This is a genomic window from Mesorhizobium sp. M1169 (genome assembly GCF_040318345.1).
Classification (GTDB): domain Bacteria; phylum Pseudomonadota; class Alphaproteobacteria; order Rhizobiales; family Rhizobiaceae; genus Mesorhizobium.
Genome location: NZ_JAMYME010000006.1, coordinates 169,658 through 185,562, shown reverse-complemented (window position 1 = coordinate 185,562; position 15,905 = coordinate 169,658). Strand labels below are relative to the sequence as shown.

Genomic DNA, 15,905 nt, shown 5'->3' with positions numbered 1-15,905 from the left:
CCGGCTAACGGAACCTTGAAGCGACAGAGGCGTTTTCGCCAACGGTCTGCACCAATCGCGGTGTGCCGCCGAGGGTCAGAATGAAAGCCGAACCCGACGCTTCGGGCGCAAGCGCTGCCGAAAGCCCGGATCCGCGCGTCGAGGCGCGGGCGGATGCGCATCTGATGCGTTCGCTGCTCGTCGGCATCTTCATCCTCATGGCGATCTACGCGCTTTACTTCGCCCGCGCCTTCTTCATGCCGGTCATTCTGGCTTTCCTGCTGGCGCTGACGCTGACGCCGATCGTTCGCTTCCTGCGCAAGCATGGCATGCCCGATGTCATTTCGGCGACACTGCTGGTGCTGCTTTCGTTCTGCCTCGTCGCCGTCGCGGGATATCTGCTCAGCGGCCCGGTCATCGATCTCATCAACAACACCTCGACGATCGGCCAGCAGCTTACCGAACGTCTGGCACAACTGCGCCGTCCGTTCGAAAGGATCGTGGAGGTTTCGCGTCAGATAGAGGGACTGACGCAGACATCCCAGGAGCCGGGCGTTCAGAGGGTGGCGATGGCGCCATCCGGTATTCTCTCGCAGGCCGCCGGCAATGTACTGTCGGCCGGCACCAGCGTCACCATCGTCTTCGTCCTGTCGCTGTTCCTGCTCGCCTCCGGCACGATGTTCTATGAAAAGATCGTCCAATCCTTCCCCAGTCTCAGCGAAAAGAAGCGGGCACTGCGTGTCGTCTACGACGTCGAACGTGAAATCTCGCACTATCTGCTTACCGTCACGATCATAAATACATGTCTCGGCGTGGTCATCGGGCTCGGCCTGTGGGCACTCGGCGTGCCAAACGCGCAGGTCTGGGGCGCGGCAGCGGCTCTGCTCAATTTCCTGCCCTATATCGGAGCGTTAATCACCATCACGCTGGTCACGATCATTGCGCTGATAAGCTTCGACACGATTTCCTACGCGCTGCTGGCGCCGGCCTTCGTCGTTCTATGCTACATCGTCGAAGGCCAGTTCGTGACGCCGACGGTGGTCGGCCGCCGTCTCGAAATCAACGCAGTGGCGATCCTCATCGCCATCGCCTTCTGGTCGTGGCTATGGGGTTTTGTCGGCGCGCTGCTGGCGGTGCCGCTGCTGGTCGTCATCAAGGTGTTCTGCGATCATTTCGACGGTCTCAGCCATGTCGGCAATTTCCTGGCGGCGCAACACACGGCAGCGATCGAGGACGAAGAGATTTCCGAGGTGAACAAGTAGCGGCTTAAAGGGTCAAAAGCGTCCCCCCGATGGTGCAGATCACGACCTTGCATCGGTCGCACGTCCGTTGTGCCCTCAGCGCTCCATCAACATTTTGAATTTGCCGCCTCGGCAACGGCTTCCTACATCCCTTCGGCCCACAGGAAACCCGCGCCGATGACCGTTCTTTCCGTTCTCGACCTGTCGCCGATCGTCGAAGGCAGCAACGCTTCACAGTCACTCGCCAATTCGCTCGATCTCGCCCGTCATGCCGAGCGGCTGGGTTACCGGCGCTATTGGCTGGCAGAGCACCACAATATGCCGGGCATCGCCAGCGCTGCCACCTCGGTGGTCATTGCCCATGTGGCCGGCGGCACCGATACGATACGCGTCGGCGCCGGCGGCGTCATGCTGCCCAATCATTCCCCGCTGGTCATCGCCGAGCAGTTCGGTACGCTCAACGCTCTGCATCCTGGCCGCATCGATCTCGGCCTCGGCCGGGCGCCCGGCACCGACATGGCCACGGCACGGGCGCTGCGCCGTAACCTCGACGCTGGCGCCGACAATTTCCCGCAGGACGTCGTCGAGCTGATGGGTTACTTGCAGCCGGCCGAAGACGGCCAACGCATCCGCGCAGTGCCCGGCGAAGGCGAAAAGGTGCCGATCTGGATTCTCGGTTCCAGCCTCTACGGCGCGCAGCTTGCCGCCATGCTCGGCCTGCCCTACGCCTTCGCTTCGCATTTTGCGCCGGCCGAGCTCGACCATGCTCTGGAGATCTACCGCTCGCGTTTCCAGCCTTCGGAGCAGCTCGACAAGCCTTATGTGATGCTCGGCCTCAACGTCTTCGCCGCTCCTTCCGATTCCGAGGCGCGGCTGTTGTTCACCTCGCTGCAGCAGGCCTTCGTCAATCTGCGCACCGGCCGGCCCGGCCGATTGCCGCCGCCGGTCGAAGGATATGAGCGCGAGCTCGATCCAATGGCCAAGACCATGCTCGGCCAAGCGCTTTCCTGCGCCGTCGTCGGCTCCCCGGAAACGGTCAGGCAAGGCATCGAGGCGTTTGTGCGCCGCACAGGGGCCGACGAGCTGATGGTCACAGCGCAGATTTTCGACCATGCGGCGCGGGTGCGCTCGTTCGAGATCCTGGCCGACGCTCACAAATCGCTGTCGGAAGCTGCCTGAGAGTTGGTTCGCCACTTGCCACTGTTGCGGGCAAGGCCGGCCTTAGGCAGGGACATCGCGAACGGGTGTGCGAAGACATAGCGAACAATTTCGCGCGTTTTGCGCGAAGGTTTTCGATCCGTCATGCTCGTCCGTTAGCGGGAAACGCGGCGTCCACTAAATGACGATCACCTTGGTGCCGATTGTGGCGCGGTCATAGAGATCGATGATGTCCTGGTTCATGAGGCGAATGCAGCCCGCCGACACAGCTTTGCCGATGGACCACCATTCAGGGCTACCGTGCAGGCGATATCCAGTGTCACCTTTCTCGTTAAAAAGATAGAGCGCCCGCGCCCCGAGCGGGTTCATGAGTCCGCCCTCCATATGGGCCGGTATGATGCGGCCTCGCTTCTGCTCGCGCACGATCATCGCAGACGGCGCGCTCCAATCCGGCCATTCGCGCTTCCTCGCAACGTGAGCAGTGCCATGCCACTCGAAGCCCGCCTTGCCGACGCCGATTCCGTAGCGCAGCGCTTGACCGTCTCCCAACACGTAGTAGAGGAACTTCGCTCCTGTATCGACAATGATGGTGCCCGGCGCCTCTTCAGTCGCATAAGGCACTGTCTGCCGATGGAACTTTTGGTCAACCTTGTAGATCGGAACCGACGGAACGCGAAAACCGGCGTCGGTGAGGCCGCCATAGGCCGAGGGGAAAGTCTTAAATGCGCCGCCGGTGGTGCAGCCGAAGAATGCGGCCATCCCAGCAAGTACCAGCCCGATTAGGATCGATTTCACGCGCATGACTCAAGCCGGCGCCCGTGTGGGCGATCAGCCGCATCTCGTCATATTCCTAAACCGACATGCTTCGATTGCCAAGATTTTCCTGACTGTCGGCTGGCTGATTGTTGGCCACTTGGCTCGATCGGCGCCCGTCCTTCAATTGCTCGGTTTTCGAAAGACGAACGCCCGTAGTGGCTGCGAAGGCCGGGGTCGGCAGGACAGAGGGAGCGCTGTCCGTCCGGCATTGCAAAGTTTCTGAACAGAGCCCAAGCGCTACGCGCTGACGCTCTGCGCAGTCGCACCTAGCGGACGGCATGAATTGCGGATCATCAAGCGTCCCTTGAGCGTCAGCTTGCGCGGCGGCGCATCCCTGTTTCCGGCGAGCCGGTCGAGCAGCAGATTGGCCGCCTGTTCGCCAATCGCCTGCACCGGCTGTGCGACCGTGGTCAATTGCGGCCGGAACACATCCGACCACGGAAAGTCGTCGAAGCAGGCGACCGAAATATCCTCCGGACAGGACAGGCCGATATCGCGAATGGCCTTCATGGTGCCGATCACCATCGGGTTGTTGGCCGAAAAGATGGCGCTCGGCCGGTCGTGCAGCGAAAGCAGCTGCATGGTGGCGTTGTAGCCGTCGACTTCATGGAAGTTGCCGAAGCGGACGAGTTCGGCCTCGGCCGGCAGGCCGGCGGCCTGGAGGGCCTCGCGGTATCCCGCCATGCGGTCATGCATCGGCGAGATATCGAACGAGCCGGAGATGTAGCCGATGCGCCGATGGCCGAGATCGATCAGGTAAGTGATGGCGTCGAACACCGCGCGCTGATTGTCGAGAACGACGGCATCGGTGTCGACACCCTGGCAAACACGGTCGAGCAGCACGACCGGCACATTGGCGTCGTCGACAATCCGTTTGAGGATCGCGCCGTCACCGACACGCGCGACGATCAGTCCGTCGACCATGCGGTCGAGCAACAGCCTGATCTGGTCGTCCTGCGTGTTCAGGTGCTCGTCGGTGCAGCACAGCATGACGGCGTAGCCGGCCCGGTCGAAAGCCTGCTGGATAACCGAAACCACGTCGGTAAAGAACGGATTGGTGATGTGTGGGACGGTGAGCCCGATGGTGCGTGTGGTGCCCATCTTGAGGCTGCGGGCGATAGCGTTGCGCTTATAACCGATGTCGCGGATCGCCTGTTCGATCCGCTGGCTGAGCTCGGGGCTGACGGTCGCGGTGCCATTGATCAGCGCCGATACGGTGGCCACGGAAACACGCGCGGCCTCGGCCACATGAAGCATAGTCGGGGCAGTGAATTTGCGCTGCTTTTTTCGTCCTGACGCTGTCATTTTCGAAACGTTTCACCACTCCACGGTAGCAATACGTACGGAATCTTATGATTTTGCGCAAGAATTGAAATGGAACAATCTCAGGCTCCAGATATTGCCTTGACATGATCGAAACGTTTAGATTAGCGTTTGAGGTGTTCGGTGACGACGGAGGGAGGCCGTCCTTATCATGCAGCACGGCAATTCCATCCCTGCGCAAGGCGTTGTGGCGGACGGCTCGGCGATCGTGCTGAGCGCCGAGCACATCTCCAAGTCCTTCGGCGGTATCGCCGCGCTTGTCGATGTCGGCTTCGAACTGCGGCGCGGCGAGGTCCATGCGCTGATGGGCGAGAACGGCGCCGGCAAGTCGACGCTGATGAAGATCCTGTCCGGCGTCTATACGGACTATAACGGAACGGTCAGTATCGATGGCCATCCGGTGCGCTTTGCCGGCGTCCGCGAAGCCGAGCGCGCCGGCATCGCCATCATCCACCAGGAGCTGAACCTCGTTCCCGAACTTAGCGTCGCCGACAATATCTTTCTCGGCCGCGAGAAGCTGATCGCCGGGCTGATCGTCGACCGCAAGGCGAGCAGCCGCGCTGCCGGCGCGCTCTTGCAAAGGCTCGGCATCGAGCTCGACCCGGATGCGCGCGTCGGTGCCTTGCGCGTCGGCGAACAGCAGCTGGTCGAGATCGCCAAGGCGCTGTCGATGTCGGCGCGCATTCTGATCATGGACGAGCCGACCTCGGCGCTTTCGCCGGCCGAATGCCAGCGGCTGTTCCGCATCATCCGCCAGCTCGCCGACAGCGGCGTGGCGATCGTCTACATTTCGCACCGCATCGACGAGGTCATGCATCTGGCCAGCCGCGTCACCGTGTTTCGCGATGGACGCCACGTCCTGACGCGGGTGATGGACAAGCTCGACGAAGACGCCATAATTTCGGCGATGGTCGGGCGAAACCTGCTTGCTTCCTCCCAGGAGCACCGCATCCCCGGTGGCAACACGGTCCTGTCCGTAAGCGAGCTGTCGTTGTCGAAGCCCAATCGCCATGGTTGGCGCACCGTGCTCGACGGCGTCAGCTTCGATCTTGCCGCAGGAGAAATCCTCGGTATCGGCGGGCTGCTGGGCTCGGGCCGTACCGAAATCCTGGAAACCATCTTCGGGTCCAGCGGCGGACGTGCCGGCGGTGAGATCAGGCTCGATGGCGAGGCAGTAGAAATCCGTTCGCCGCGCGATGCGCGCCGGCTCGGCATCGCCCTGGTCACGGAAGACCGCAAGACGCAAGGCCTGCATCTCGAGGCCTCGATCACCGACAATGTCGCGCTGCCGCTGGTCGGCGCGCTGGCGCGGTTCGGCGTGCGCTCGCTGGCCGGTGAGCAAGGGCTGGCACGGGACGCCGTCAAGGCGCTCGGCATTCGCTGCGAGACCGTCGAGCAGCCGGCCGGCACGCTGTCCGGCGGCAACCAGCAGAAGGTCGTCATCGGCAAATGGCTAGCGACGAGGCCGCGGGTGCTGCTGCTTGACGAGCCGACACGCGGCATCGATGTCGGTGCCAAGCGGGAAATCTACGATCTCATCTTCAAGCTGGCGCGAGACGGGCTGGCAATCGCCGTCATCAGCTCGGAATTGCCGGAGCTGCTGCATCTCTCCGACCGTATTCTGGTCATGGCCGACGGCCGCCAGACGGGAACCCTGTCCCGCGCGCAAGCCAGCGAGGAGGCCATCATGTGGCTTGCGGCGCCGCGACGGACGATGACGAGGCCTGCCGCATGAGCATTTTGCATATCCTGTCCCGGACGAAGCTCTATTGGGGCCTGATCGCCATCTTCCTGATCGGCGTGCTCGGCTCGCCGATCAGCTCCAAGGGCAACAACATCTTCCTGTCCTACGGCAACCTGCTCGATGTGCTGCGCCAGGTGTCGACCACCGGGCTGATTGCCACCGGCATGACTGCGGTGATCATCACCGGCGGTATCGACCTTTCCGTCGGCTCGCTGATGGCTATCTGCACGGTCGTCTGTGCCATGCTGCTGACGGTCCCCGGCGTGACGCCGGCGGTGGTGCTGGGGGTGCCGACAGTTGCCCTGGCAGCCCTTTGCCTCGGCATTCTCGTCACTCGTTTCATCCTGCTGAACATCGAAAAATCCCGCGCCGGCGCGCAGGCCACGCACGATATCAGGTTGGACAGCGTTCGCGGGCTGGTGACGCCCGGCATTGTCGGGGTGATCCTGTGCAGTCTGGTGCTGTGGTTCCTGCTGCCGCAGGTGGGCTCAAAATTCGGCGTGCTCGGCGTGTTGCTGGTGGCGCCTTGCGTCGGCCTGCTGTTCGGCGCGCTCAACGGCTTCATCATCGTCGCCGGGCGGCTGCAGCCCTTCATCGTGACGCTGGCGATGATGGTCACTGCGCTCGGCATCGCCCGGCTGACAGCCGGCCAGAACAATGCGGTGCTGCCGGTCTACACCGGCTCGAATGCCACCGCCGATTTCGAAATGCTGCGCTCGCTGGTATTCGGCGTGATCCCGATGCCGGGCCTGTTCTTCCTCGGCGCCATCCTGATCTACGGCGCCGTGCTGCGCTTCACCCCGTTCGGCCGCTATGTCTATGCGATCGGCGGCAATGAGGAGGCGGCGCGGCTGTCGGGCATCGCCGCAGGCCGCGTGAAGATCGCCACCTATGCCGTGTCAGGGCTGCTGGCCGGCATCGCGGCGGTGCTCTATGTCGCGCAATACCGGCAAGGCAAGCCTGATGCCGGCGCCGGCCTGGAGCTCGACGCGATCGCCGCCGTGGTCATCGGCGGCACCAGCCTGATGGGCGGACGCGGCAGCCTCACCGGGACGTTCTGCGGCGTGCTGATCTTCGGGCTGCTCTCCAACATCCTGCAGCTGCACAACATCAATTCGAACCTTCAGTTGGTGCTGAAGGGGATGATCATCATCGGTACCGTGCTCGTACAGGAGCGCAGTGCCGGTGATCTTCTCTTCTATCTGCGACTGCCCGGTGGGCAAGCGCACAAGGAAACGGCCGCGGCAAAGCGGCCGTCGCAAGAGACCGCGTCTCTGAATATTGGAGGAAACAAGAAATGAAACGACGTGAATTGTTGAAGCTCGCCGGGCTGACAGCGGCACTCCTGACCACGACCGCCATGCTTGCCGGCGGCGCCCATGCGCAGGACAAGAAGTGGAAGATCGGCTTCTCGCAGGTGACGACCATCGAACCCTGGCGCGCCCAGTTCAACAAGGACATCCTGGCCGAAGCGGCCAAGCATCCGGAAGTCGAGCTGATCATCACCGACGGCGAGGACAAGACCGAGAAGCAGGTTGCCGATGTCGAAAACCTTATCCGTCAGGAGGTCGATGCGCTCTTGGTATCACCGAAAGAATCCGCCGGCCTGACCGGTGTCGTGCAGCAGGCGATCGATGCCAAGATCCCGGTCTTCGTGCTCGACCGCAACGTCGAAACCAACGACTACACGCAGTTCGTCGGCGGCGACAACAAGCTGATCGGCCGGGCTGCCGGTGAATATGCCGTCGAGCTGCTTGGCGGCAAGGGCAAGGCCGCCGGCAACGTCGTCGAGATCTGGGGCGGCATGGGCACCCAGCCGGCACACGACCGCCATGACGGCTTCCATGAATTCACCGACAAGGAGCCAGGCATAAAATACCTGCTCGACCAGCAGTCGGGCGACTGGAAGCAGGACCAGGCCTACAACATCATGGCGACGGCGTTGCGCAACAACGAGAAAATCGATCTTGTCTACGGCCACAATGATCCGATGGCCTATGGCGCCTATCTTGCCGCCAAGGACGTCGGACGTGAGAAGGACATCAAGTTCATCGGCATCGACGGCCTGCCCAATGAAGGCGTGCAGCTGGTCGCCAATGGCGAGCTGACGGCGACGTTCACTTATGTGACGCCGGGCGCCGAAGGGCTGCGGCAGGCGATCAAGTTCCTGAACGGGGAGAAGGTGGAAAAGACTATCACCCTGCCGACGCAGAAGATCACCAAGGAAAATGCCGCCCAGATCCTGAAGGACAACGGCCTCTGAGACGAGGCTTTCCTGCCGGGCGTTCAGCGCCCGGCAGGAACAACAACCAAACGCCGGCAGGCAGCAGATTAAGCCAGCTTGGCCAGCAGCTTCATGAAAATGGCCGCTTCCTTGGCGGAAAGCGGCGCCAGCGTTTCCTGCGTAATCTCACGGGCAAGCGGAATCAGCCGCTCGATCGCGTCGCGCCCCTCGGCGGTCAGATTGACCTGCAGGCGCCGTTTGTCGACTTCGTGTTTGCTAAGTTCGACAAAGCCACGCGCTTTCAGCCGGTCGATGACGCCCTTCACGGTCGCCGCATCCATGGCGATCAGGCTGCCAAGCTGGTTCTGCGAGGTCTCGCCGACGTCGCGCAATTTGGCCAAAGCGGCAAATTGCGGCGGCGTCAGATCGGCGATGTGTGCGGCGAAGATCGAGACATGGCGCTGATGCGCCTTGCGCAGGATGAAGCCGACCTGCTCCTGCAAGCGATAGTCGTTTTCGTCAGGCTCCTCGGCCTCGACCAGCTTGAGCAGATTGTCCTCGGCGCTCACCGCAGCCCATCCCATGCCTTAATGTCCTTGGCCGCCAGCCCACCCATGCGGTCGTGCACGCGCGGGCCGCAGGTCATGGCGAGGCAAAACAGGATCTCGTCGGGACGGGGGCCATCGCTGATGCCGATTTCCATGGCATCGAAATGGCTGCGCACATAGGCGGCGTTGATGTGGCCGAGCGGCACATCGAGCCGCGCCCCGAAGCCGCCGACCTTCTTCGCCGAGGGCACGATCGCCTTGGCGTCGCCGAGCCGTTCGCGCATGGCATAGCCGCCCGGCACATGCCACAGCGCGCCATGCTCCAGCTCGCCCGCCATGCCGACGATGGCGCCCTTGCCGTAACCGTCGATCTGTTTGACGTCGCCGCCCAATGCGGCAATAAGCCTGTCGGAGAGCAGCAGCCCGAGCGGCTTCAAATCCTCCATGGCGCTCTGCAGTTCCTCGACGTAACGGCCGGCGAACGGGTTCTTGACCACAGCCATGGCCGCCGCGCGGCGCCGCGGCACCTTCGCCACCGGCCCGCCTTCGTGAAAAATCTCTTCGGTCAGCACGGCGATCTTGCGGATCGGAAACTCAGGCATGAGCAATTTCCCTCTCTAAAACTTTATTGGCGAGCGCCATCGGACCTGCGATGCGCGCCTGACCGCCGAGGAAAAGCGCCGCGGCGGCAATCAGGCCGCGCCGCCGAAACTCCTCGGCAACGGCAAATCCGCCTTCCAGTGCAATATCGATTTCAGCGGCGGAAAGCAGCCCCACGCCCTGCGTCACCAAACGGTCGCCGAGGTCGCTGTCAGGTGCGAGATCGCGCGCCCGTACGCGCCTAACGGCCGGATGACCGGGCAGGTCGACGGCGTTGGCGATCAAGGTCGCGGCGGCATCGGCTTCAGCACCCGTTCGCGCCAGCACCGTGACCGCGTCGGCGATGCCCAGCGAAAAGGAGCGGCCGCGCCAGCCGCTTGTCGCGACACCGCGGATCCCGTCTTCGGGGCGGATCGTGAGACGATCTGCCAACCCATGACCTGTCCCGGCAATGGCAAGCATCATCGACTGCCCGTGGCCGAGATAGATCGCGCTGTCGCCGCCATTATTGACATAGGCGCGCTCGAGCCGGCGGCCGGCAAGCAGCGCGCCAAGCACTTCGTCGGCTACCGAGCCGGCGACGGCCGCCATCGGCGTGATGAATTGTTTCGCTAGCGGAACGACCGCCACTTCCATGCGGCGCGCCGTCGGGCCAGCGAAAGCACGTGGCCGCGAGGCGGCCGGGCGCCGCAGTTCGGGCAACTCTTCGACCAGTTCAACCAGGATTGTCTGGAAGCGCGCCACTGCCTGGCGATATGCGGCGCTGCATTCACTCGCCTCGCCGAATGCCTCGACGATCAGATCGATCGGCCCATGATTGAGGTGAAGCCTCCGGCCGTCCTCGAGCCAATGCGCCTGCGGGCCGTTCATCGCCCGGCCCCGTTTGCGGTCGCGCGACGCAACTGCGCCAGCGGCGGCCAGGGATTGTGACGGGGTGCGGCCGTGCCGCGGCGCGGATTGAGATATTCGCCGCCCTTGGCCAGGATATCGTCGACGCTGCGGATTTCGCCTTCGTAGCCGCCAAGCCTGACATAATCGTCGCGGCGCATGGTGAACTCGATCGGCGCCACCAGCGCCGGCGTCGGCACATAGCCGAAGGCGCCTTCCGGGACGCGGGTGACGTCGACCATCAGCGTGATGCCGCCGCCCGGCCAGACATAGACCGGCGCGCCGCCGACCGTCACGTAGGTCGTCAAGCCCTGCACCGAGCGGGTCAGATTGACCGGGTTCTCGGTGACGCCGGCGCGCAGCGAGCCGCCGGCGCCGCCGACGAAAAGCACGGTGCAGAGCGCCGGCTCGCAATTGTCCTCGATCAGTTCGACCGACTTCCGCAGCCGCTCCGGGAACGGTTTCTGGACCGGCTTCAATTCGTCGTCGAGCTCGTAATAGGCGAATTGCTCACCGGTGGTCGAGACCATCAGCAGCGACATGCCGGGGCGCGCACCCTTTTTGGCGTTCCATTCACCAAGGATCGACAGCGGGTCGGAAATGCTGGTGCCGCCCCAGCCGATGCCGGGCTCCGACACCTTGAAATAACGGCCCGGCGTCGAACGGCGGCCGATGATCTTGATGCCGGTATCCTGCCAGCCAAGCACCTTGCCGGCCTGATGCTCGGAGACGACGCCGGTGATGTGGTCATCGACCACCACCACCTCGTCGACAAGGCCGCGCCATTGGGTCGCGAACATGCCTATGGTAGCCGAACCGCAGCCGACGCGCATGCGCTGCTCGAGCTTGCCGTCGATGACCGGCGGCTTGCCGGCTTCGACGATGACGGTGGCGCCGCCGTCGATGACGAGTTCAACCGGTTTGCGGTTGCACAGGGCGAGCATGGCGTCGCAGGTGGCGCGCCCTTCAGCCTTCGAGCCGCCGGTCAGATGATGTACGCCGCCCAGCGACAGCATCTGCGAGCCGTATTCGCCGGTCGTGACATGGCCGATCGCCTCGCCTTGGGCACGGACCGTAGCCGTTTCGGGGCCGATATGACGGTCGGTGTCGATCTTCACCTTGACGCCGCAATACGAGAAGATGCCCTCGGTGACGACGGTGACCAGATCGACGCCCTCGACCTCCTGGCTGACGATGAAGGGCGCCGGCTTGTAATCGGGATAGGTGGTGCCGGCGCCGATGGCGGTGACGAAGCGGCGGCCGGTGTTGACCAGTTCGCCGTCCCATGCCTCGCCTTCTTCGGCAAAGGGTACGATTGCGGCGCCGGTCTCGGCCGCGTGGTCGAGGATGGTCAGTGGATCCATCCGCACGATCCTGCCGCCAACATTGCCGTAGCGGTCGCAGGCGCCGGTGCGGCCATCGGCGATGTAGCACATGACTGGACAGGCATCGCAGCGGATCTTCTCGGCCACCAGCTTCTCGCCGGGATCGTGGGTCTCGAAGCGTTCGGCAAGCTCGCTCATCGGCGCGCCTCCTTGTCGAGGATGGCGGCGCGGATGCGGGTCGGCGTCGCCGGAATTTTGGTGACCAGCACACCGGTGGCGTGGCGGATGGCGTTGAGGATCGCCGGCGCCGTCGGGATCAGCACATGCTCGCCCAAACCCTTGGCGCCGAAGGGTCCTTCCGGATCCGGAACTTCTATCAGGATGGTCTCGATCGGTGGCACGTCGCCGATCGTCGGGATCAGATAGTCGTGCAGGTTTTCGGTGCGCCCGGGGATGAATTCCTCCATCAGCGCCATGCCGATGCCCTGGGCGATGCCACCCTCGATCTGGCCCTCTGCCAGTAAAGGGTTGATGGCCTTGCCGACATCGTGAGCGGCGGTGATTTTTATAAGCTTCACGGTGCCGAGCCTGAGGTCGACCTCCAGTTCGGCGATCTGCGCGCCATAGCCATAGACGGCATAAGGCTTGCCCTGGCCCTTGGCATCGAGCGGCAGCGTCGGCGGGTCGTAGCTTTCCTCGGCGCGAAAGACAAAGCCTTCGGGGTCTGCCTTCAGCGAGGAAAGATCGACGCGGCGGGTCGCTTCGCCTTCCCTGATGCTCAGGCTTGTGCCGTCCAGCGCAATCGCCGCCTTTTCCGAGACATTGGCGAAACGCAAGATCTCCTCGCGCAAGGCGCGGCCGGCCTTTTCGGCGGCCTTGCCGGTGACGAAGGTCTGGCGCGAGGCCGAGGTCTTGCCGGCGTCGGGGGTGATCGCCGTGTCGGCGCCTTTCAGCATGAATTTTTCGAGCGGAAGACCCAACGCATCGGCGCAGATCTGCGCGATGACAGTGTTCGAGCCTTGCCCGATATCGACCGCACCCTGATGCAGGACGACTTCGCCCGATGCCAAGATGCCGACCTTGATGGTCGACGGATTGGGCAGCGAGGTGTTGCCGCAGCCGTACCAGCAAGAGGCGACGCCGACGCCGCGTTTTCTTTCGCTGCTGCTACGGGCGTTGAACGCGTCGGCGTCAGTTAGGGCACGCTGCCAATGTGAACGGAGGGCCTCGAGGCAGTCGGCGATGCCGACGCCCGACTCGAGCCGCTGCCCGGTGACTGTTTCGGATCCGTTCCGAAGGCAGTTCTTCAGGCGAAAGTCGAGCCGATCCATGCCGAGCTTGTCGGCCAGGTCGTCATAGAGGGTCTCCTGCATGATCGTCGCCTGCGGCACGCCGAAACCGCGAAAGGCGCCGGCAATCGGGCCGTTGGTGTGGATGGCGCGGCCTTCGGCACGATAGTTCGGCGTCGCATAGGGGCCGGAGGCGTGCACCGGCACGCGGTTGGCGACCGTCGGCCCCCAGCTGGCATAGGCGCCGGTGTTGAAATCGCCGGCGAAGACCATGCCGGTGACGCGGCCGCCGGCATCGGCGCCGATGCTCGCTCTCATCAGAGCCGGATGGCGCTTGGTGGTCGAGATCATCGATTCGGTGCGGCTGTAGGCGAGCGCCGCCGGCCGGCCGGTTTTCATGGCGACGAGGCCGATGAGCGGTTGCAGCGAGACGTCGAGTTTGGAGCCGAAGCCGCCGCCGGTGGCGGTCGGCACGATGCGCACCTTTTCCGGGGCAAGGCCGAGCACTTTTGCCGTGTCGTCACGGTCCATATAGGGCGCCTGCGTGCAGGCGACGACGACCAGCGTGTCGCCGTCCATGAAGGCATAGCCGGCTTCCGGTTCGATATAGGCGTGCTCGACATAGGAGGTGTCGATGGCGCCGGAAACGACGAAAGCCGCACCGGCAAGCGCGGCTTCCGGGTCGCCACGCTCGACGAAGCCGGAGGTGAGCAGGTTCGAGGGCCGGTTTTCATGGACCAGTTGCGCACCGCCGGCCTGCGCTTCGCCAGTTTCCAGAAAATGCGGCAACTCTGTCCAACTGACAGGAAAATCGGCAAGGTCGAGATCGAGGATAGCCTCGCGTTCGCCGGCAACCAGCGCCACCGCCTCACCGCGAAAGCGCGAAACCCCTTCGGCCAGCGCCGGCTGGTCGGCGAAGGGCGCGATGACGCCGAAACAATTCTTTCCCGGAATGTCGGCGGCGGTGAAGACGCCGGCAATGCCGGGACGGGATTTCACCCAGCTGCCGAGATCGCCGAAGCTGAAGGCGGCATGATAGTGCGGTGAGCGGACCACCAGCACCGACAGCGCATCGGCGGGGAAGGAATCGCCGCCGAATTTTTCGCCGCCAGTGACTTTCGGTAGGCCATCGAGGCGGATCGGCGAGGAGCCGACGGCATGGCCAGAGGATGGCATGCGCTGATCGGGGCCGTCGGCGTGGCGCCAAGCATCCATCACCGCGGCGACGATCTTGCGGTAGCCGGTACAGCGGCAGAGCACGCCGCCCAGTGCATCCTGCGTTTCGGCCTCGCTCGGGCAAGGCGTCCTGTCCAGGAGTGCCGTTGCCGCGACCAGCAGGCCGGGCGTGCAGGCGCCGCATTGCGCTGCGCCATGGCTGAGGAACGAAGCCTGCAGCGCCGACAACCGGCCATTGGCGAGGCCTTCGACGGTCGTCACCACGGTGCCGGAGGCGGAAGCCGCGGGCATCAGGCAGGCGCAGACCGGCTCGCCGTCGACCAGCACCGTGCAGGCGCCGCAATCGCCGGCATCACAGCCGATCTTGGTGCCGGTCAGCCGCAACTCGTCGCGCAGCACCGCGGACAGCCGCCGCACCGGCGGCACACAAACGCTGACGGCGGCGCCGTTGACTTCGAAGGCGATGTCGGCGCGCTCCATGCCCATCAGGCCGCCGCCCTTTCGTCGGGAACAGCGCCCATCGCACCAAGCACGGCGCGGGCGACGATCTCGCGCGCAGCGTCCAGTCGATATTCGGCGCTGCCGCGCACGTCGCCGATCGGCGACAGCTCGTCCATCGGTGCGGATTGGATCGCGGTGGCCAGCGCGTGGCCGACGGGCCGGCCGCGTAGCGCCGCCTCGACACCCGCCAGGCGCCTGGCGACAACCGAGCAGGAACCGACGGCGACGGCCGCGTTCCTGACCATACCATCTTCGACGGCCAGGCGTGCGGCGGCCATGGCGATGGAGATGACGAGATAACGCCGCGCGCCGAGTTTCACGAAGGCGGAGCTGCCGGCGGTCGCGGGTTTGGGAATGCGGATTGCCGTGACCATTTCGCCGGGCTGCAGTGCGGTGCGACGGTTGCCGAGGATGAATTCCGCAAGGGGCAGATGCCGGGTCGCCACAGCGGAACGCAGTTCGACTTCGGCATCGAGCACCAGCAGCGCCGGCACGCCGTCGGCGGCCGGCGAGGCGTTGCAGAGATTGCCGGCAATCGAGGCAACGTTCTGGATCTGCACCGAGCCGACTTCCCGCGCCGCCTGCTTCAGCGCGTCGAAAGCCGCCGGCAGAGGATGGCGGACGAGATCGGTCCAGGTGGTGCGCGCGCCGACGAGCCAATGGTTTTCGGCTTCGGCAATGCCGCGCAATGCCACCAGGCCATTGATATCGAGGACATTGTCGCGGAAAGGCTTGCTGCCCTGTGCCGGATAGAAGTCGGTGCCGCCGGCGAGGATGCGCCATTGCCCTTCGCCCAGCAAAGCGAGGGCGTCGTCGACCGTGGTGGGTTTTGCGTAACGGATCACGCTTTGCCTTCCCAGAATGGGCTTCCCGAGAGGGGATCCTGCCGAAAGATTTTCCCGAGCATTCAAGGCAGGAAATTCATTCGTATGCAAATGATATCAAGCCGGCAGGAATTGTCAAAGCCAGAGTTTGCACGGCTGTTGGCCCCGGTGCACCCGGAACGCATTTGTTATGCCATGAGAGGTTGACGCAGCCGGCCATCTGGTCAAGTTTCTGCGTCCGGTCGCGTTTTCATTGGAGCCTAAGCTCA

13 protein-coding genes are annotated in these 15,905 nt (G+C 64.0%); 5 read left to right on the top strand and 8 right to left on the bottom strand.

The window, feature by feature from the left end; genetic code table 11:
- Positions 1 to 80: 80 nt before the first annotated feature.
- Entirely contained in the window at positions 81 to 1,241 is a 1,161-nt protein-coding gene (locus tag NKH41_RS09035; protein ID WP_352472364.1) for an AI-2E family transporter, read from the top strand.
- 156 nt (positions 1,242 to 1,397) lie between these two features.
- Positions 1,398 to 2,399 carry an LLM class flavin-dependent oxidoreductase gene (locus NKH41_RS09030; RefSeq protein ID WP_352615037.1) on the top strand — a complete coding sequence of 334 codons (1,002 nt, stop codon included), beginning with the start codon at positions 1,398 to 1,400 and terminating at the stop codon, positions 2,397 to 2,399.
- Positions 2,400 to 2,555: 156 nt separating this feature from the next.
- Here NKH41_RS09030 and NKH41_RS09025 read toward each other — a convergent pair whose 3' ends face one another.
- Both NKH41_RS09025 and NKH41_RS09020 read right to left on the bottom strand, forming a co-directional pair.
- Complete coding sequence (locus NKH41_RS09025) at positions 2,556 to 3,179, bottom strand: L,D-transpeptidase (RefSeq protein ID WP_352769591.1); 624 nt, start codon at positions 3,177 to 3,179, stop codon at positions 2,556 to 2,558.
- A 252-nt stretch (positions 3,180 to 3,431) separates the two neighbouring features.
- A complete protein-coding gene (locus tag NKH41_RS09020) occupies positions 3,432 to 4,451 on the bottom strand; it encodes a LacI family DNA-binding transcriptional regulator (protein WP_352449454.1) in 1,020 nt (339 codons plus the stop codon).
- Positions 4,452 to 4,668: 217 nt separating this feature from the next.
- Between NKH41_RS09020 and NKH41_RS09015 the strand changes: the two genes are divergently transcribed.
- The 3 genes from NKH41_RS09015 to NKH41_RS09005 are packed head-to-tail and all read left to right on the top strand — an operon-like array spanning position 4,669 to position 8,524.
- On the top strand, positions 4,669 to 6,252 hold the full coding sequence (locus NKH41_RS09015; RefSeq protein ID WP_352769588.1) for a sugar ABC transporter ATP-binding protein: 1,584 nt from the start codon (positions 4,669 to 4,671) through the stop codon (positions 6,250 to 6,252).
- Positions 6,249 to 7,562, top strand: a complete 1,314-nt coding sequence (locus NKH41_RS09010) for an ABC transporter permease (RefSeq protein WP_023676963.1) — start codon at positions 6,249 to 6,251, stop codon at positions 7,560 to 7,562. Before NKH41_RS09015 ends, NKH41_RS09010 begins: the two co-directional genes overlap by 4 nt.
- The gene (locus NKH41_RS09005) at positions 7,559 to 8,524 is read left to right on the top strand and encodes a substrate-binding domain-containing protein (RefSeq protein ID WP_254815861.1); all 966 of its coding nucleotides are present in this window, start codon (positions 7,559 to 7,561) and stop codon (positions 8,522 to 8,524) included. The genes NKH41_RS09010 and NKH41_RS09005 overlap by 4 nt, the downstream gene beginning before the upstream one ends.
- A gap of 68 nt (positions 8,525 to 8,592) precedes the next feature.
- Here the strand turns inward: NKH41_RS09005 and NKH41_RS09000 are convergent, their stop codons facing one another.
- From NKH41_RS09000 to NKH41_RS08975, 6 genes are read right to left on the bottom strand one after another with little or no spacing between them, the layout of a single operon-like run.
- Positions 8,593 to 9,054 carry a MarR family winged helix-turn-helix transcriptional regulator gene (locus NKH41_RS09000; protein WP_352540033.1) on the bottom strand — a complete coding sequence of 154 codons (462 nt, stop codon included), beginning with the start codon at positions 9,052 to 9,054 and terminating at the stop codon, positions 8,593 to 8,595.
- On the bottom strand, positions 9,051 to 9,635 hold the full coding sequence (locus tag NKH41_RS08995; protein ID WP_023676966.1) for an amino acid synthesis family protein: 585 nt from the start codon (positions 9,633 to 9,635) through the stop codon (positions 9,051 to 9,053). The genes NKH41_RS09000 and NKH41_RS08995 overlap by 4 nt, the downstream gene beginning before the upstream one ends.
- The gene (locus NKH41_RS08990) at positions 9,628 to 10,503 is read right to left on the bottom strand and encodes a UPF0280 family protein (RefSeq protein ID WP_352769585.1); all 876 of its coding nucleotides are present in this window, start codon (positions 10,501 to 10,503) and stop codon (positions 9,628 to 9,630) included. The genes NKH41_RS08995 and NKH41_RS08990 overlap by 8 nt, the downstream gene beginning before the upstream one ends.
- Positions 10,500 to 12,044 carry a 6-hydroxynicotinate reductase gene (locus tag NKH41_RS08985; protein WP_352769583.1) on the bottom strand — a complete coding sequence of 515 codons (1,545 nt, stop codon included), beginning with the start codon at positions 12,042 to 12,044 and terminating at the stop codon, positions 10,500 to 10,502. Before NKH41_RS08985 ends, NKH41_RS08990 begins: the two co-directional genes overlap by 4 nt.
- Positions 12,041 to 14,797: a molybdopterin-dependent oxidoreductase gene (locus tag NKH41_RS08980; protein ID WP_352769580.1), complete on the bottom strand. Its 2,757-nt coding sequence runs from the start codon at positions 14,795 to 14,797 to the stop codon at positions 12,041 to 12,043. Before NKH41_RS08980 ends, NKH41_RS08985 begins: the two co-directional genes overlap by 4 nt.
- Positions 14,797 to 15,657 carry an FAD binding domain-containing protein gene (locus NKH41_RS08975; protein ID WP_352539932.1) on the bottom strand — a complete coding sequence of 287 codons (861 nt, stop codon included), beginning with the start codon at positions 15,655 to 15,657 and terminating at the stop codon, positions 14,797 to 14,799. The genes NKH41_RS08980 and NKH41_RS08975 overlap by 1 nt, the downstream gene beginning before the upstream one ends.
- Positions 15,658 to 15,905: the final 248 nt, after the last annotated feature.

Coding starts and splice junctions, on each gene's coding strand:
- NKH41_RS09035 (WP_352472364.1), top strand. CDS start 81: ATGAAAGCCGAACCCGACGCTTCGGGCGCAAGCGCTGCCGAAAGCCCG.
- NKH41_RS09030 (WP_352615037.1), top strand. CDS start 1,398: ATGACCGTTCTTTCCGTTCTCGACCTGTCGCCGATCGTCGAAGGCAGC.
- NKH41_RS09025 (WP_352769591.1), bottom strand. CDS start 3,179: ATGCGCGTGAAATCGATCCTAATCGGGCTGGTACTTGCTGGGATGGCC.
- NKH41_RS09020 (WP_352449454.1), bottom strand. CDS start 4,451: ATGCTTCATGTGGCCGAGGCCGCGCGTGTTTCCGTGGCCACCGTATCG.
- NKH41_RS09015 (WP_352769588.1), top strand. CDS start 4,669: ATGCAGCACGGCAATTCCATCCCTGCGCAAGGCGTTGTGGCGGACGGC.
- NKH41_RS09010 (WP_023676963.1), top strand. CDS start 6,249: ATGAGCATTTTGCATATCCTGTCCCGGACGAAGCTCTATTGGGGCCTG.
- NKH41_RS09005 (WP_254815861.1), top strand. CDS start 7,559: ATGAAACGACGTGAATTGTTGAAGCTCGCCGGGCTGACAGCGGCACTC.
- NKH41_RS08995 (WP_023676966.1), bottom strand. CDS start 9,635: ATGCCTGAGTTTCCGATCCGCAAGATCGCCGTGCTGACCGAAGAGATT.
- NKH41_RS08990 (WP_352769585.1), bottom strand. CDS start 10,503: ATGAACGGCCCGCAGGCGCATTGGCTCGAGGACGGCCGGAGGCTTCAC.
- NKH41_RS08985 (WP_352769583.1), bottom strand. CDS start 12,044: ATGAGCGAGCTTGCCGAACGCTTCGAGACCCACGATCCCGGCGAGAAG.
- NKH41_RS08980 (WP_352769580.1), bottom strand. CDS start 14,797: ATGGGCATGGAGCGCGCCGACATCGCCTTCGAAGTCAACGGCGCCGCC.